The following is a 14,876-nucleotide window of genomic DNA, read 5'->3' as shown; positions in this document are numbered from 1 at the left end:
CCAAACCGGTCGCCCGCCGTCGTCGGGCACGGGCGCGTTCAGTCGCGCTGTGCCGCGAAGAACCCCCGCAGCAGCGCCGCGCTCTCCTCGGCGCGGACGCCGGCGCGGACCTGCACCCGGTGGTTGAAGCGGGGGTCGCGGACCACATCCAGCACCGAGCCGCACGCGCCCGCCTTCGGGTCCCACGCCCCGAACACGACGCGCGGGATGCGGGCCAGCAGCAGCGCGCCGGCGCACATGGGGCAGGGTTCGAGGGTCACCACGAGGGTGCAGTCCGTCAGGCGCCAGCCGTCGCCTGCCCCGGAGGCGGCCCGCAGCTCCGCCCCGCGGCGCAGCGCGAGGACCTCGGCGTGGGCGGTGGGGTCGTGGTGCTGTTCGCGCTCGTTCCCGACGACGGCCAGGACGGTCCCGTCGCCGGCCACGAGCGCGGCGCCGATCGGCACGTCGCCGGCCGCTCCGGCCGCGCGGGCGGCCCGGAGGGCCAGGCCCATCCACGCGTGCTCCTGCTCGGCCGTGGGCGCGGGGGAGGGGATGGGGGCGGACACGCGGCCAGCCTAGCGGCGGTGTCGGCGCCACCGCGGGCGCGGGGACGGGCGGAGGGGCGCGCGTGGGCGGTACCGTGGGCGCCATGCGCGTCCACATCGTCGACCACCCGCTCGTGGCCCACAAGCTCAGCGTCCTGCGGGACAAGAAGACCCCGTCCATGATCTTCCGGCAGCTCACGGAGGAGCTCGTGATGCTGCTCGCCTACGAGGCGACGCGCGACGTGGCCATGGAGGAGGTGCGGATCGAGACCCCGGTGACCGAGACCACCGGCTTCCGGCTGGCCCGCCCGCGTCCGCTGGTCGTGCCGATCCTGCGCGCGGGGCTCGGGATGCTGGAGGGGATGACCAAGATGGCGCCGTCCGCCGAGGTCGGGTTCCTCGGCATGGCCCGCAATGAGGAGACGCTGGACATCGTCACCTACGCGGAGCGGCTGCCCGCCGACCTGTCCGGGCGTCACGTGTTCGTCCTGGACCCCATGCTGGCCACGGGAGGCACGCTGATCGAGGCCATCCGCTTCCTCTACCAGCGCGGCGCGGCGCGGGTCACCTGCCTCTGCCTGCTCGGAGCGCCCGAGGGCATCGAGCGGTTGGAGGCCTCGCTGGGCGACGTCGAGGTGGACCTGTACCTGGCCGCCGTCGACGAGCGCCTGGACGAGCGGTCCTACATCGTCCCCGGCCTCGGCGACGCCGGCGACCGGCTCTACGGTCTGGCGGAATGACCTGATCGGACCTCCGCGTCCGCCACGAGACGACCACGGCCCCCGCCCCCACCCGGCGGGGGCCGTGGTCGTCTCACGGGAGCGTCTCCGGCGGGGACGTCAAGCGGGGCCGCCAATGTGTCGTCCATCTAGTGGACGTCACGACCCGCTGTGACCCGTCATCATGGCGTCACATGGAAAACCTGGCAGTCTCCTGCATAAATATTCCGCATACTCATTGGTCCTGCGGCGCGCTCCCACCTGTTGAACAATGAGAGAGTCACGCGGGCGAGCCGAGCGACGGCGCGACGCTATTCCGATCCGCGAATAGTGATGTTGAGCACATTCAGGACTCTTCTTCTCAAATAATGAGACAAAAGTGCGAACGTTACTTGCCAGTCCCCTCGGTGAAGTCACATTCTTGTCATGTGACGCCTCGTCCGCCGCACCGACCGAGCGGTGGAGGGGCCATGAGCCGAAAGAGGAGTGGTGGCCATGGGTCAGTCCGCCGGATACGTGCACATCTCCGTCCGCAACGCGCAGCGCCGGGCCGACGGCATGTCCCGCCGAGGCCAGGCCCGCGCAGGCCTGCGCCTGGCCGGTGGCACCGACGCCCCCGACTCCCAGACGGCGCCGACGCCGGTCCTGGCGCCGAACGGCATCCCGGGTCCCCAGGCGGTGGCCCGGGAGAACGAGGCCCGTGGGTTCGTCATCTACGTGGGCATGGACGAGCTGGCCGCCTCGGCCGCCGGCACCTCCCTCACGCGGCTGGCCAATGAGCTGCGCCACTACGTGGAGTCCCTCGTCCCCGGGGCGGAGTCGCACGCCGCCGTCGCCCTGGCCCCCGCCGGCGCGGAGGGCCGCGACATCGAGGTCGTGCGCCAGGTGCTCGGCGACCCGACCGTGCAGGGCGGCACCCGTCCCGACCTGGCGCAGGCGCCGGCCCCCGTGTCCACGCGCCAGCCCGGTGTGCTGATCGATCTGTCCCGGCGCGAGGTGCAGCTGGACGGTGAGTCGCTGAACCTCACCTTCAAGGAGTTCGAGCTCCTGAACTACCTCGTGGAGAACGGCGAGCGCACCGTCGGCCGCGAGGAGCTGCTCGACGCCCTGTGGCGCAACGCCGACGAGGTGCCCAACGAGCGCACCATCGACGTGCACATCCGCCGCCTGCGCGCCAAGCTCGGCCGCCTCGCGAACACCGTGCGCACCGTGCGCGGCCAGGGCTACCGCTTCTACCGCCACCCCGAGGTGGTCGTGTGGGCGGCGCCGGAGTACAGCATCTGACCCGCGCCCGCCCGTGTCCGACGACGGCCCCCGCTCACCCGAGCGGGGGCCGTCGCCGTAGCCTGGCCGCATGAGCACCGCCGACGCGAAGACCCTGATCGTCCTCCGGCACGCCAAGGCCGGCTGGCCCGACGCGGCCGACGACCATGCCCGCCCGCTCGCCGAGCGAGGCCACGCCCAGGCGCCCGCCGCCGGCGACTGGCTCCGCGAGCACGACCTCGTCCCGGACGCCGTCGTGTGCTCCGATGCGCTGCGCACCCGTCAGACGTGCGTGTGGGTGTGCGAGCGCCTGGGCGAGCTGGCACCCACGCCCTACCTGGACCCGCGGCTCTACGGCGCCGACGCGGCGCGGGCCCTGGCCGTCGTCAACGAGACGGAGGAGACCACGCGACGGCTGCTGGTGGTGGGCCACATGCCGTGGGTGCAGGAGCTGGGCATGCGGCTGATGAGCCTGGACTCGGACCAGGACGCGGCGCTGCGCATGAGCGAGCACTACCCGACGCTCGGGATGCAGGTGTTCCGGGTGGAGAAGCCGTGGGCCGAGCTCGACGGCCGCGACGCCGCCCTGACGCACTTCGTGGTTCCGGGGCGCTGACCTCCGCGGCGGCGCGCGTGGCAGAGGCGCGCCGACATGACGAAGGCCCCGCTCCAGCAGGAGCGGGGCCTTCCGATCGTGCGCCCAAAGGGATTCGAACCCCTGACCTTCTGTTCCGTAGACAGACGCTCTATCCAGCTGAGCTATGGGCGCATCATCCGATCCGCCGGAGCGGCTCGAACTCGTAGAACACTACAGGACCTCTCCGGCGAAGTGCAAATCGACGGTCTGCGGCGGTCTGTGTCGGGGGTGTGGCGGGGGCGCGGCCATGATAGCCGGGCTCGGGTACCATGGCAGGACCGTGCGGCCACAACGATGTGGTGCGCGCTTCGGCGGTGCACGCATCGGAGTGGACGGGACGGAACGGCCCCGGACCCCAATGGGAGGACTCTCCACCATGGCTGACAACGCCACCACCTCGTTCGCGGATCGCGCCCTGGCGGACGCGCCCACGGACTACGCCCAGCTGCGCGAGTGGGTCGCTCAGATTGCAGAGCTGACGCAGCCGGACTCCGTCCAGTGGGTCGACGGCTCCGAGGAGGAGCGCGACCGCCTCGCGGACGAGCTCGTGGCGGCGGGCACCCTGACCCGCCTGGCCGAGGACAAGTTCCCCAACTCCTTCGCCGCGTTCTCCGATCCCGCCGACGTCGCCCGCGTGGAGGACCGCACCTTCATCTGCTCCGAGAAGGAGGAGGACGCCGGCTTCACCAACAACTGGATGGACCCGGCGAAGATGCACGGCATCCTCGACGACGCGTTCACCGGCGCCATGCGCGGCCGCACCATGTACGTGATCCCGTTCGTGATGGGCCACCTCGACGCCGAGGACCCGAAGTACGGCGTGGAGATCACCGACTCCGCCTACGTGGTCCTGTCGATGCGCATCATGGCCCGCATCGGCCAGGACGTGCTGGACAAGATGTCCCGCGAGCAGGCCTTCTACGTGCCGGCCGTGCACTCCGTGGGCGCCCCGCTGGAGCCGGGCGAGCAGGACGTGCCGTGGCCGTGCAACGAGACCAAGTGGATCGTGCACTTCCCCGAGGAGCGCTCCATCTGGTCCTTCGGCTCCGGCTACGGCGGCAATGCCCTGCTCGGCAAGAAGTGCTACGCGCTGCGCATCGCCTCCGTGATGGCCCGGGACGAGGCCTGGCTCGCCGAGCACATGCTGATCCTCAAGCTGACCAACCCCGAGGGCCGGTCCTACCACATCACCGGCGCCTTCCCGTCGGCCTGCGGCAAGACCAACCTCGCCCTCATCGACCCCACGATCGAGGGCTGGAAGGCCGAGACCCTGGGCGACGACATCACCTGGATCCGCGCCGGCAAGGACGGCGAGTTCCGCGTGATCAACCCGGAGACCGGCTACTTCGGCGTCGCCCCCGGCACCGGCTGGTCCACCAACCCGAACGCCATGCGCGCGATCTCCAAGGGCAACTCCATCTTCACCAACGTCGCCCTCACCGACGACGGCGGCGTGTGGTGGGAGGGCATGACGGACGAGGTCCCCGAGCACCTCACCGACTGGCGCGGCAACGACTGGACGCCCGAGTCCGGCACCCCGGCCGCCCACCCGAACTCCCGGTTCTGCACGCCCATCGAGCAGACGGACATGCTGGCCGACGAGTACCGCGACCCGCGGGGCGTGAAGCTGGACGCCATCCTGTTCGGCGGCCGCCGCAAGACCACCGTTCCGCTGGTGACCGAGGCCTTCGACTGGGAGGACGGCATCCTCAAGGGCGCCACCCTCTCCTCGGAGACCACCGCGGCCGCCGCCGGTGCCGTGGGCGTCGTGCGTCGCGACCCGATGGCCATGCTGCCGTTCCTCGGCTACGACGCCGGCGACTACCTGGCCCACTGGGTCAGGGAGTCCGGCAAGGCCGACCCGGAGAAGCTGCCGCGCATCTACCTGGTCAACTGGTTCCGCCGCAACCGCGACGGCGGCTTCGCCTGGCCCGGCTTCGGCGAGAACTCGCGCGTCCTGAAGTGGGTCGTGGAGCGCCTCGAGGGCAAGGCCGAGGCCGAGGAGACCCCGATCGGTCTCGTGCCGGCCGCGGGCTCGCTCGACCTGTCCGGCATCGAGGTGTCGGCCGAGGACCTCGAGGACGCCCTCAAGGTCGACGCCGCGGAGTGGGCCGAGGAGAACGAGCTCATCGAGCAGTGGCTCGGCCGGTTCGGCGAGTCGCTGCCCGCCGTCGTGCGCGAGCGCTTCGAGGCGCAGAAGGCCCGGTTCGCCCAGGCCTGAGCCCCGGAACGCGGAACGGCCCGCACCCCGTGAGGGGTGCGGGCCGTTCCGCGTTCCGGGGCCGGATCAGGCGGCGAGCCAGAGGTCCGGGCCGAAGATCTCGTAGCGGATGGACGTCGCGGGCACGCCGGCGTCGATCAGCTTCGAGCGGGTGGACTGCATGAACGCGAGCGGGCCGCACAGGATGTAGTGCCCGTCGCGGGGCAGTTCGACGTCGTCGAAGTGCATCACACCCTCGACGGTCGTGACGCCCTCGGGGTCCTGCTCCGGCCGCACCCCGAGGAAGAGGCGGGCGTCGCCGTGCGGCAACGCCGCCAGGGACTCCGTCACCTGTTCGCGCAGGGCCACCGCCTCCCAGGACGCGTCGCCGTGGAAGAAGAGGACCTGGCGGTCCGAGCCCTGCTGGGCGAGCGCGTCCAAGATCGCGGCGGCCGGGGTGATGCCGATGCCGGCGGTCGCCAGGACCAGGGGAGCGGTGGAGTCCTCGTCCTCGAGGGTGATGTCGCCGTAGGGGTTGGACAGCTCGATGACGTCGCCGACCTCCACGTTCTGGATGAGCATGGGCGAGACCTCGCCGCCCTCGTCCAGCTTCACGGTGATGACACGTTCGGTGGTGGACTCGGCCTTCTCGGAGAGGGAGTACTGGCGGCACTGGCGCAGGCCGTCCTCTACCTTCAGGCGCACGGACACGTAGCCGCCGGCCCTGCCGCGGGACTGCGGGGTGTCGTCGGCCGGCTCGAAGCGGAAGGTGACGGCCGCGTTGCCGGTGGGCTCCTTCGCGACGACCCTCCAGTCCGTCCACATCCTGTCGTTGGCCTGCTGGGAGTAGAGGCCCTTCTCGATCTTGATGAGGGCGTCGGCCATGAGCCAGTAGACCTCGGTCCAGGCGTCGGCCACCGCGGGGGTGACGGCGTCGCCGAGCACCTCGCCGATGGCCCAGAAGAGGTTCTCGTAGACGATCGGGTACTGCTCCTCGACGATGCCGAGGGCGGTGTGCTTGTGGGCGATGCGGGACAGGACGGCCTCGGGCAGGGTGCCCGGGTTCTCGAGCAGGTGCACCGCGAACTTCACGATCGAGCCGGCGAGGGCCTGGGCCTGCTCGCCGTTGCGCTGGTTGGCGCGGGAGAAGACGCCGTCGAGGAGCTCGGGGTGGGCCTCGAACATGTGGGCGTAGAACAGGGGCGTGATCTCCGGCATGTGCTCGGCGACGACGGCGGCGGTGGCCTCGATGACGGGGTGGGACTTCTCGGACAGCACGGGGGTCTCCGTCTCTTCGGTGGCGAATCTTGCGCTGGTTTTGCCAGATTACACCCGGCCGTCGCCGTCGGGAACTCGCCCCCCGGCCCGTTCCCTCAGTGCGTCACGGGGATCTCCGGCAGGCCCAGCAGCACGGGTCCGCCGACAGGCCCGGCGCTCACCAGATCCCGGATCCGCACGGTGTCGAGTTCGGCGAGGAAGGCCTCGCGTGCGCGGTGCAGGGCGCCGCGCAGGCGGCAGTCGCCGGCGTAGGGGCACGCCACCCCGGAGTCGCGCCCGGCGCAGTCGATCACCTCGTCGCGGCTGCTCAGCGAGCGCACGAGCTCGCCCACACGCTGGTCCAGACCGGCCGCGGCGATCATGGCCCCGCCGTGCCGACCGCGCAGCACCTCGATGGTCCCGCGGCGACGCAGCTCGGCGACCGCCTTGATCACGTGGTTGTAGGGCACCTGGATCCGGTCCGCGATCTGCTGGCTGGTGAGCCGTTCCCCCTCGGCGGCCGCGAGCGTCATCAGCACACGCAGGCAGACGTCGGTGTAGGCGCTCAGCTTCATCCCGCCATCATCCCACCGGTGCACGGCGCCGCCGCGCCTGCGGTGTCCGGGCCGGTTGGCATACTGACGCCATGGACGCCACCTCGCACCCCGACGCCGGCCCCCGCCTCCCCGAGACCTCCGTGCCGGGGGGCGACGCCGCGCTGCACGAGGAGGCCCTGGCCGTCCTGCGTCGGCTCGTGGACCGGCCGGACGCGCGATTCAAGGACGGGCAGTTCGAGGCGATCGAGGCGCTCGTGGCCCACCGCCGCCGCGCCCTGGTGGTGCAGCGCACCGGCTGGGGCAAGTCCGCCGTGTACTTCGTGGCCTCCCTCCTGCTGCGCGCCCGCGGCGCGGGGCCCACGCTGATCGTCTCCCCGCTGCTCGCGCTCATGCGGGACCAGGTCGCGGCCGCCGCCCGGGCGGGCGTGCGCGCGGTGTCCGTGAGCTCGGCGAACGCCACGGAGTGGGACGAGGTCCGGGCCCGGCTCGCGGCGGACGAGGTGGACGTGCTGCTGATCTCGCCCGAGCGCCTCACGAACCCCCGGTTCCGGGACGAGCAGCTGCCGGACCTCGTGGCGCGCATGGGCCTGCTCGTGGTGGACGAGGCCCACTGCATCTCCGACTGGGGCCACGACTTCCGGCCGGACTACCGCCGCATCCGGGACCTGATCGGGCTGCTTCCCGCCGAGGGGCCGCGCGCGGTGCCCGTGCTGGCCACCACCGCCACGGCCAACGCCCGTGTGGTGGCGGACGTGGTGGAGCAGCTCGGCGTCGCCTCCGAGCAGGACGTGTTCGTGCTCCGCGGCCCCCTGGCCCGCGCCTCGCTGCGCCTGGGCGTGCTGCGCATGCCCAGCCCGGCCGCGCGCCTGGCCTGGCTCCTCGACCACCTCGCGGACCTGCCGGGCTCCGGGATCGTCTACGCCCTCACGGTCTCCGCCGCCGAGGACACGGCGCGCGCCCTGCGCGAGGCGGGGCACGAGGTGGTCGCCTACACGGGCCGCACGGACCCGGAGCGGCGCGCCGAGATCGAGGAGGACCTCAAGGCCAACCGGGTGAAGGCCGTCGTGGCCACCTCGGCGCTCGGCATGGGCTTCGACAAGCCGGACCTGACGTTCGTGGTGCACTTCGGCGCGCCGGGCTCGCCCGTGGCGTACTACCAGCAGGTCGGCCGTGCCGGCCGCGGGACGGACCACGCGGACGTGCTCCTGCTGCCCGGGCCCGAGGACCGTCGCATCTGGGAGTACTTCGCCACCGCCTCCATGCCGGACGAGGAGCAGGCGCGCGCCGTGCTGGGGGCGCTCGCGGACCACGGCGGGGCCCTCTCCGTGGCGGCGCTCGAGCCGGCCGTGCGGATCAAGCGCACCACCCTGGAGCTGCTGCTCAAGGTCCTCGCCGTGGACGGGGCGGTCGAGCGGGTGGGCGGCGGCTGGCGCGCCACCGGGCGGGAGTGGACGTACGACGCCGAGCGGTACGCCCGCGTGGCCGAGGCGCGCCGGGCCGAGGAGCGGCTCATGCTCGACTACCAGACCACGGACCGGTGCCGCATGGAGTTCCTGGCCCGCACCCTGGACGACCCCACCGCCGCGCCGTGCGGCCGCTGTGACGTCTGCGCCGGCCCCTGGTACCCGACGGGATCGGACGGGGCGGCGGGGGAGCGCGCGGAGGCCGCCCTGCGCCGCACCGGTGTGCCGATCGAGCCCCGTCGCATGTGGCCCTCGGGCATGGACCGGCTGGGCGTGCCCGTCAAGGGGCGCATCGCGTCCGAGTCGCAGGCCGAGGAGGGCCGCGCGCTCGCCCGCCTGACGGACCTCGGGTGGGGCACCGTCCTGCGGGACCTGCTGGACCGGGAGGACGCGCCGGTGCCGGAGGAGGTCCTGCGGGGCGCCGTCGACGTCCTGGCCGGCTGGGGGTGGCGGACGCGGCCGATCGCCGTCGTCGCGATGCCCTCGCGCACCCGCCCGCAGCTGGTGGGGTCGTTCGCCGAGGGGATCGCCCGGATCGGCCGGCTGCCGTTCCTCGGCTCGCTTGAGCACGCGCGCGGCGGCCCCACGGCCGGGCCGGGCGGCAACAGCGCCTACCGGCTCGGGTCCGTGTACGGCCGGTTCGCCGTCCCCGAGGCGATGGCGCAGATGTTGCGCACCGCCCCGGACGCCGGCCGCCACGGCCCCGTGCTGCTGGTCGACGACCTCGTCGACTCGCGGTGGTCGCTCGCCGAGGCTGCGCGGGTGCTGCGCGAGGCCGGCGCCCAGGGGGTGCTGCCGCTCGTCCTGGCCCAGGCCGGATGAGCCGCCGAGGTCAGCGCTCCGCGCGGACGATCGCCAGCACGGCGTCGCGGAGCGCCTCCATGGTGGCGGCCGTGCGGGCCTCGCCGTTGTAGCGCAGGAACGGCTCCGTGTTGGACGGGCGGAGGTTGAACCACCACGTGCCGTCCTGGGCGGCGACCGTGGTGCCGTCCATGCGGGTCACCGTGGTGGCCACCCCGGCGAAGTCCTCGTGCACGGCCTGGCCCTCGCCGACGCCCTCGCCCACGGCGGGGGCGAACTGCGCCACCACCGCGGCCACGGCGGCGTCCTTGTCCGCGACCTGCGAGTTGATCTCTCCGGAGGCCACGTACGGCTCGTACTCCTCGGCCAGCTCGGACAGCGGCTGCTCCTGGCCGCCCAGGGCCGCCAGCACGTGCATGGCCGCGAGCATGCCGGTGTCCGCGTTGAAGAAGTCGCGGAAGTAGTAGTGCGCGGAGTGTTCGCCGCCGAAGACGGCGGACTCGGCGGCCATGACCGCCTTGATGAAGGAGTGGCCCACGCGGGTCTCCACGGCCCGGCCCCCGTCGGCCGCCACGAGCTCGGGGACGGCGCGGGAGGTGATCAGGTTGTGGATGACCACGGGGGTCTGCTCGCCGTCGGCCTTCGCGCGGGCGATCTCGCGGCGGGCCACCAGGGCGGTGACCGCGGAGGGGGAGACCGGGGCGCCCTGCTCGTCGATCACGAAGCAGCGGTCGGCGTCGCCGTCGAAGGCCAGGCCGATGTCCGCGCCGTGCTCCACGACGGCGGCCTGCAGGTCCCGCAGGTTCTCCGGTTCCAGCGGGTTGGCCGGGTGGTTCGGGAAGGTGCCGTCCAGCTCGAAGTAGAGCGGCTCGATCTCCAGCGGCAGGGCGGCCAGCTCGGCGTCGCCGAGGACGGCCGGGGTGGTCTTGCCCGCCATGCCGTTGCCCGCGTCCACCACGACCTTCAGGCGGCGCACCCCCGTCAGGTCCACGAGCGAGCGCAGGTATGCGGCGTAGCCGGGGAGGATGTCCTCCTCCGTCACGGTGCCGGCGGTCTCGGCGGCGGGGATCTCACCGGCGTCGAGGTAGGCCTGGGCCGCGTCGCGGATCTCGAACAGCCCGGTGTCCGAGGAGACCGGCACGGCGCCGGCCTGGGCCATCTTCATGCCGTTGTACTCGGCCGGGTTGTGCGAGGCGGTGAACACCACGCCCGCGGCCTGCTTCACGCCCGCCGCGTAGTAGAGCATGTCCGTGGAGATCAGCCCCAGGGTGACGACGTCGGCGCCGCGGCGCGTGGCACCCTCGGCGAAGGCCGTCATGAACGCGGGCGAGGAGGGGCGCATGTCCCCGCCGACCAGCACGGTGTGACCGGCCAGGCCCAGCACGTCCACGAAGGCCGCGCCCACCGCGCGGACGCTCTCCGCCGTGATGGACTCGCCCACGATGCCGCGGACGTCGTACGCCTTGAAGGAGTCGTGCAGGTCGAGGGAGGGGGTCGAGGTAGTCACCCGACCGATCGTAGTGGACAGCCTGGATACAGTGAGGGCGTGCCCCCGACCACTCCGCCCCCGAGCGCGGGGCCCCCGGCCGTCCCGCCGTCGGGACCCGCGCCGGCCGCTCCCGGGGAGCCCGCGTACCGCAGGCTGCTGATCGGGCTGTTCCTGGCGGGGGTGGCCACGTTCGCCCAGCTCTACTCCCCGCAGGGCCTGCTGCCGCTGGTCAGCGACGACCTGGGCGTCCCCGCGGACCGTGCCGCCCTGCTCGTCTCCGCCAGCACACTCGGCCTCGCCCTGTCGGTGGTGCCGTGGTCCGTGGCCGGGGACCGGTGGGGCCGCCGACGCGCCATGGTGGTCTCGATGGTCTCCGCCAGTGCGTGCGCGCTCACGGGCGTCCTCGCACCCACGTTCGAGGCCATGCTGGGCCTGCGCCTGCTCGAGGGCATGGCGCACGGGGGTGTCGCGGGACTCGCCGTGGCGCTGCTGGCGGAGGAGGTGGTCCCGCACGCGGTCGCGGCGGCCGCCGGCACCTACATCGCCGGCACCACCCTCGGCGGGCTCTCCGGCCGGCTCCTCGCCCTGCCCGTCGCGGAGGCGTCCTCGTGGCGCGGCGGGATGCTGGCCGTCACCGTGGTCGGGGTGCTGTGCACGGTCGGCTTCCTGGCGATCACGCCGCGTGCCCGACGTTTCACGCCGTCGCCCACCTCCCCGGCGACGCTCGTGCGCATCGTGCGCGGTCACCTGCGCTCGCCGGAGCTCGTCGCCGTCTACCTGCAGGGGGCGCTGCTGATGGGCGGGTTCGTGGCGCTGTACAACTTCGTGGGGTACCGCCTGCTCGACCCGCCGTTCTCCTGGACGCCGACGGCGGCCGGCCTCGTCTTCCTCGCCTATCTCGCGGGCACGTGGTCGTCGCCGCGCGCGGGTCGGCTGGCCGCGCGGGTGGGCCGGCTGCCCGTCCTGGCCGGCGCGACGGCGGCCATGGCGGCGGGCGTCGCCCTCACGTCGGTCCCGCATCCGGCGGTGCTGGTGCCCGCCCTCGTGCTCGTGACGGGCGCGTTCTTCGCCGCCCACGCCGTGGCCTCCGCGTGGTCTGGGACGGCCGCCCCCACGGGCCGCGCCCAGTCGACCTCCCTGTACAACTTCGCGTACTACGCCGGCTCGAGCCTCTTCGGTTGGCTGGGCGGCGTGTTCCACGAATCCCATGGGTGGCCGGGGACGGTGCTGATGGTCCTGGCCCTGGTGCTGACCGCCCTGGTGAGCGCCGTCGTCGTGCTGCGCGGACGCGGGACGGCCCCGGCGCGCTGAGCCGGGGCCGTCGTCGGGGCGGATGTCAGTGGGTCGACCCGCCGATCACCAGCCGAGGGCCTCGGCATCCGTGCCGGTGGCGGACCGGGCCTGGTCGCGCCAGGCGGCGAGGACCTCCGGGTCCTGCAGCTCGAGCCACGCGATCATCTGCTGGTAGGTCACGCAGTAGGTGTCCTCCTCGACGCAGACCTCCCGCATGACCTTCTCCACAGCCGGGTTGAACGCGTTGAGACCCCAGTCGTTGAAGTGGTTGCCGAAGACCAGCGGGGCGCGGTTGCCCGCGAACGCCGAGTCGTACATGTAGCGGTAGGTGCGGTACTGGAAGTCGGTGAGTCGGGAGACGTCCTCCGGGATGTCCTTGCCGCCGTTGCCGGAGATCCAGAAGTTGTAGTCCATCGCCATCACGAACGGGCTGGCCGCGTCCTTCTCGGCGAGCACGGGGGACCAGGTCATCGGCATCTCGAACTCCCAGATCCCGTCCTCCTGGTAGGGCCAGGCGACGCCGGAGGCGGCCGCGGCACGCGACGTGTCGTACTCGAGTCCGTTGTCCTTCCACATCGGGACGAGCTGGTCCCACTCCCCGTCGAGGCAGGGCAGGCGTCCGCCCTTGACGTCGTCGGGGGTGACCTCCAGCGCCGGCAGGGAGCTGCCCGGGTTGTAGGCGCCGGGGTCGGAGAGGATGTCCGTGAACGAGCCGTACTCCTGCTTCCATTCGGCCGTGGACCACTGGTCTGCGCCGTACCTCGTGGGCGCGCCCAGGTGACCCGCGTAGTGGGTGCCGATCTCGTGGCCGGCGGCGTGTGCCGTGTTGATGTTCTCGATGCGCTGCGCCACCTCGGCCTCGTCGCCGCCGAACTCCGTGCCCACGTAGCCGGGCTCGTTGCCGGGCGCCGTGTAGTTCTCCCGGTTGGCGGTCTCGATGAGGTTGATCGCGGACTGGAACACCGTGAACTTCGCGTCGGAGTCCGCCGCCGCGTCCAGGAAGGTCTTCCAGCGCGCGTCCTGACGGCCACCGTCGAAGGAGAAGAGGACGAACTGCGGCGGGCGTTCCTCCGCCGTGAAGGCCCGCATCGGCACGTCCTCATGGGAGCGGGCGGCCAGGGGGAGCGCGGGGTCCGCGGCGGCCGACGGCGAGCCCTCACCGGACGACGCCGCATCCGAGGACCGTCCCTGCGACGACGAGGCCTCCGATCCGTCCGCAGATGCGGGCGACGAGACGGCCGCGTCCGTGGCGCCGGAGGACCCGGCCGCCGTCCCCTCGTCCCCCTGCGGGGCGGCACAGCCGGCCAGCACGAGGGCGAGCGCCACCGACGTCCCCCACCAGCGGCGTCGCCGGGGCGAGGGGGTGTCGACGGTGCGGGCGGACGGGCGGGGGAAGGACATGCGGTCTCCTGGCTCGGTCGAGTGGCGGGCGGAGTGTCTCCTCCATGGCCGCCGTGACCAGACACGGAGGACTCCACGTTCCACCGTAGGGGAGGCCCCCCGGTGGCTCTGGAGCCCTGGCAGAACTGTGACCAGGTTGTGATGTGGCGCCGCGGCTGCCGGCATGGCCCTCGCGGGCCACACCTAGACTGGAGGCATGGAATATCTCGTCCCTGTCCTCGCGGTGGTCGTCATCGGCGCCCTCGCGTTCGCCGCCGCCCGGTGGATGTCGGCTGGTCGAGCGCGTCAGGCGGCGGATCAGCGCACGCCGTCCGGTCGCGGGCTGGACATCGGACCGGAGCGGGCGCGTCTGGCGGCGGGGCTGCTGGACGAGGACGCCCATCGGCGCGTGTACGGGCACATCGCCCAGAGCCGTGTGATGGAGGCCGTGCGCGACTACCGCGCCCACACGGGACGCGGCCTGAAGGACGCCGTCATGGACGTGCAGTCCCTCGCCGTGCATCCGCAGGTCTACTCCGAGCCGGTGCAGGAACCGGACGCCACGTCCGCCGGAGTCGCGGGGCCCGTTCCCGACGACCATGGGGAGCCCCACCGGGACGATGCGGCCCCGGCCGAGACCCCCGGGCCGAAGCGGCCCGGACAGGATTCGAGCGGGCGGGGGGAGCCGGACGCCCAGACGCCCGATCGCGAGACCTCTGACGCCGTGGCCGAGGACGACGCCCGGCAGGACGCCGACCACGACTCAGCAGCGCCGCCCGCAGACGAGTTGACGACCCTGACCGTCCCCGCCGAGTGGACCGCCGCCCCCGCCGAGGAGGAGCTCCCCTTCGAGGTCGAGGTGATGCGGGGGACGGAGTCCGTCCGCCTCTCCTCGCAGGACCTGCCGCCGTGGCTCCGCGATCAGCTCTCCGCCATGGTGCGAGACGGCAACCTCGAGTCCGCCGCCGTCCAGCTGTCCAGCCACTCGGAGCTCTCCGTGCCGGAGGCGTACGAGCTGCTGCGCCGCATGCGGGAGCGCCGCGGGGAGGGCTAGTCACCGGTCGGTCGGCACGTCAGGTCCCCGCGGCAGACGCGAAGAGGGCCGGAATCGCGTGGATTCCGGCCCTCTCTCGCGGAGACGGGGGGATTTGAACCCCCGGCCCAACTTTCGTCGAGCCCTTCATTAGCAGTGAAGTCCATTCGGCCGCTCTGGCACGTCTCCTCCGTCCGGCGCGCCTCGCACGGGGCGACGCGCGGTCAGACCGGTCCAGCTTAGCGCGCCAGGCCAGGGCA

Annotated in this window: 12 protein-coding genes and 2 tRNA genes; 7 read left to right on the top strand and 7 right to left on the bottom strand. The window is 72.8% G+C overall.

Features of this window, described 5'->3' with window-relative positions; all coding sequences use genetic code 11:
* Positions 1-38 precede the first annotated feature (38 nt).
* Complete coding sequence (locus ACUW6W_RS09380) at positions 39-545, bottom strand: nucleoside deaminase (RefSeq protein ID WP_454180143.1); 507 nt, start codon at positions 543-545, stop codon at positions 39-41.
* Between the two features lie 83 nt (positions 546-628).
* On the opposite strand from ACUW6W_RS09380, the gene upp reads away from it, so the two are divergent.
* The 3 genes from upp (at position 629) to ACUW6W_RS09365 (ending at position 3,122) form a co-directional block, all read left to right on the top strand.
* Positions 629-1,264, top strand: a complete 636-nt coding sequence (gene upp / locus ACUW6W_RS09375; protein ID WP_010079486.1) for a uracil phosphoribosyltransferase — start codon at positions 629-631, stop codon at positions 1,262-1,264.
* 474 nt (positions 1,265-1,738) lie between these two features.
* Positions 1,739-2,527, top strand: coding sequence for a winged helix-turn-helix domain-containing protein (locus ACUW6W_RS09370; protein WP_036316068.1), 789 nt, complete (start codon positions 1,739-1,741; stop codon positions 2,525-2,527).
* Between the two features lie 70 nt (positions 2,528-2,597).
* On the top strand, positions 2,598-3,122 hold the full coding sequence (locus ACUW6W_RS09365; protein WP_002854135.1) for a SixA phosphatase family protein: 525 nt from the start codon (positions 2,598-2,600) through the stop codon (positions 3,120-3,122).
* 79 nt (positions 3,123-3,201) lie between these two features.
* Here ACUW6W_RS09365 and ACUW6W_RS09360 read toward each other — a convergent pair.
* Positions 3,202-3,275, bottom strand: a tRNA-Arg gene (locus ACUW6W_RS09360).
* Between the two features lie 244 nt (positions 3,276-3,519).
* Between ACUW6W_RS09360 and ACUW6W_RS09355 the strand changes: the two genes are divergently transcribed.
* On the top strand, positions 3,520-5,364 hold the full coding sequence (locus ACUW6W_RS09355; RefSeq protein WP_049147908.1) for a phosphoenolpyruvate carboxykinase (GTP): 1,845 nt from the start codon (positions 3,520-3,522) through the stop codon (positions 5,362-5,364).
* A 66-nt stretch (positions 5,365-5,430) separates the two neighbouring features.
* On the opposite strand, the gene ACUW6W_RS09350 is transcribed toward ACUW6W_RS09355, so the two are convergent.
* Together ACUW6W_RS09350 and ACUW6W_RS09345 are read right to left on the bottom strand one after the other, a co-directional pair.
* The gene (locus ACUW6W_RS09350; protein WP_041102857.1) at positions 5,431-6,621 is read right to left on the bottom strand and encodes a globin domain-containing protein; all 1,191 of its coding nucleotides are present in this window, start codon (positions 6,619-6,621) and stop codon (positions 5,431-5,433) included.
* Positions 6,622-6,716: 95 nt separating this feature from the next.
* On the bottom strand, positions 6,717-7,175 hold the full coding sequence (locus ACUW6W_RS09345) for an RrF2 family transcriptional regulator (RefSeq protein ID WP_041102859.1): 459 nt from the start codon (positions 7,173-7,175) through the stop codon (positions 6,717-6,719).
* A 71-nt stretch (positions 7,176-7,246) separates the two neighbouring features.
* On the opposite strand from ACUW6W_RS09345, the gene ACUW6W_RS09340 reads away from it, so the two are divergent.
* On the top strand, positions 7,247-9,442 hold the full coding sequence (locus tag ACUW6W_RS09340; protein WP_454180142.1) for a RecQ family ATP-dependent DNA helicase: 2,196 nt from the start codon (positions 7,247-7,249) through the stop codon (positions 9,440-9,442).
* A 10-nt stretch (positions 9,443-9,452) separates the two neighbouring features.
* Here ACUW6W_RS09340 and ACUW6W_RS09335 read toward each other — a convergent pair whose 3' ends face one another.
* The gene (locus ACUW6W_RS09335; protein WP_063189907.1) at positions 9,453-10,928 is read right to left on the bottom strand and encodes a phosphomannomutase/phosphoglucomutase; all 1,476 of its coding nucleotides are present in this window, start codon (positions 10,926-10,928) and stop codon (positions 9,453-9,455) included.
* A 141-nt stretch (positions 10,929-11,069) separates the two neighbouring features.
* On the opposite strand from ACUW6W_RS09335, the gene ACUW6W_RS09330 reads away from it, so the two are divergent.
* Positions 11,070-12,221: an MFS transporter gene (locus ACUW6W_RS09330; protein ID WP_255354996.1), complete on the top strand. Its 1,152-nt coding sequence runs from the start codon at positions 11,070-11,072 to the stop codon at positions 12,219-12,221.
* Positions 12,222-12,266: 45 nt separating this feature from the next.
* Here ACUW6W_RS09330 and ACUW6W_RS09325 read toward each other — a convergent pair whose 3' ends face one another.
* Positions 12,267-13,604: a polysaccharide deacetylase family protein gene (locus ACUW6W_RS09325; protein ID WP_159832835.1), complete on the bottom strand. Its 1,338-nt coding sequence runs from the start codon at positions 13,602-13,604 to the stop codon at positions 12,267-12,269.
* Positions 13,605-13,800: 196 nt separating this feature from the next.
* Here ACUW6W_RS09325 and ACUW6W_RS09320 point away from each other — a divergent pair, with 196 nt between their 5' ends.
* Entirely contained in the window at positions 13,801-14,637 is an 837-nt protein-coding gene (locus ACUW6W_RS09320) for a hypothetical protein (protein WP_061867512.1), read from the top strand.
* 79 nt (positions 14,638-14,716) lie between these two features.
* Here the strand turns inward: ACUW6W_RS09320 and ACUW6W_RS09315 are convergent.
* A tRNA-Ser gene (locus ACUW6W_RS09315) sits at positions 14,717-14,805 on the bottom strand.
* Positions 14,806-14,876 lie beyond the last annotated feature (71 nt).

Source organism: Micrococcus sp. 093350064-1 (genome assembly GCF_053627955.1).
Note: the sequence above shows the minus strand (reverse complement) of the source record. Positions and strands in the feature narration are given on the sequence as shown.

Excerpts from the sequence above, each read along its gene's own strand:
- upp (WP_010079486.1), top strand. The coding sequence starts at position 629 with ATGCGCGTCCACATCGTCGACCACCCGCTCGTGGCCCACAAGCTCAGC.
- ACUW6W_RS09370 (WP_036316068.1), top strand. The coding sequence starts at position 1,739 with ATGGGTCAGTCCGCCGGATACGTGCACATCTCCGTCCGCAACGCGCAG.
- ACUW6W_RS09365 (WP_002854135.1), top strand. The coding sequence starts at position 2,598 with ATGAGCACCGCCGACGCGAAGACCCTGATCGTCCTCCGGCACGCCAAG.
- ACUW6W_RS09355 (WP_049147908.1), top strand. The coding sequence starts at position 3,520 with ATGGCTGACAACGCCACCACCTCGTTCGCGGATCGCGCCCTGGCGGAC.
- ACUW6W_RS09345 (WP_041102859.1), bottom strand. The coding sequence starts at position 7,175 with ATGAAGCTGAGCGCCTACACCGACGTCTGCCTGCGTGTGCTGATGACG.
- ACUW6W_RS09340 (WP_454180142.1), top strand. The coding sequence starts at position 7,247 with ATGGACGCCACCTCGCACCCCGACGCCGGCCCCCGCCTCCCCGAGACC.
- ACUW6W_RS09325 (WP_159832835.1), bottom strand. The coding sequence starts at position 13,604 with ATGTCCTTCCCCCGCCCGTCCGCCCGCACCGTCGACACCCCCTCGCCC.
- ACUW6W_RS09320 (WP_061867512.1), top strand. The coding sequence starts at position 13,801 with ATGGAATATCTCGTCCCTGTCCTCGCGGTGGTCGTCATCGGCGCCCTC.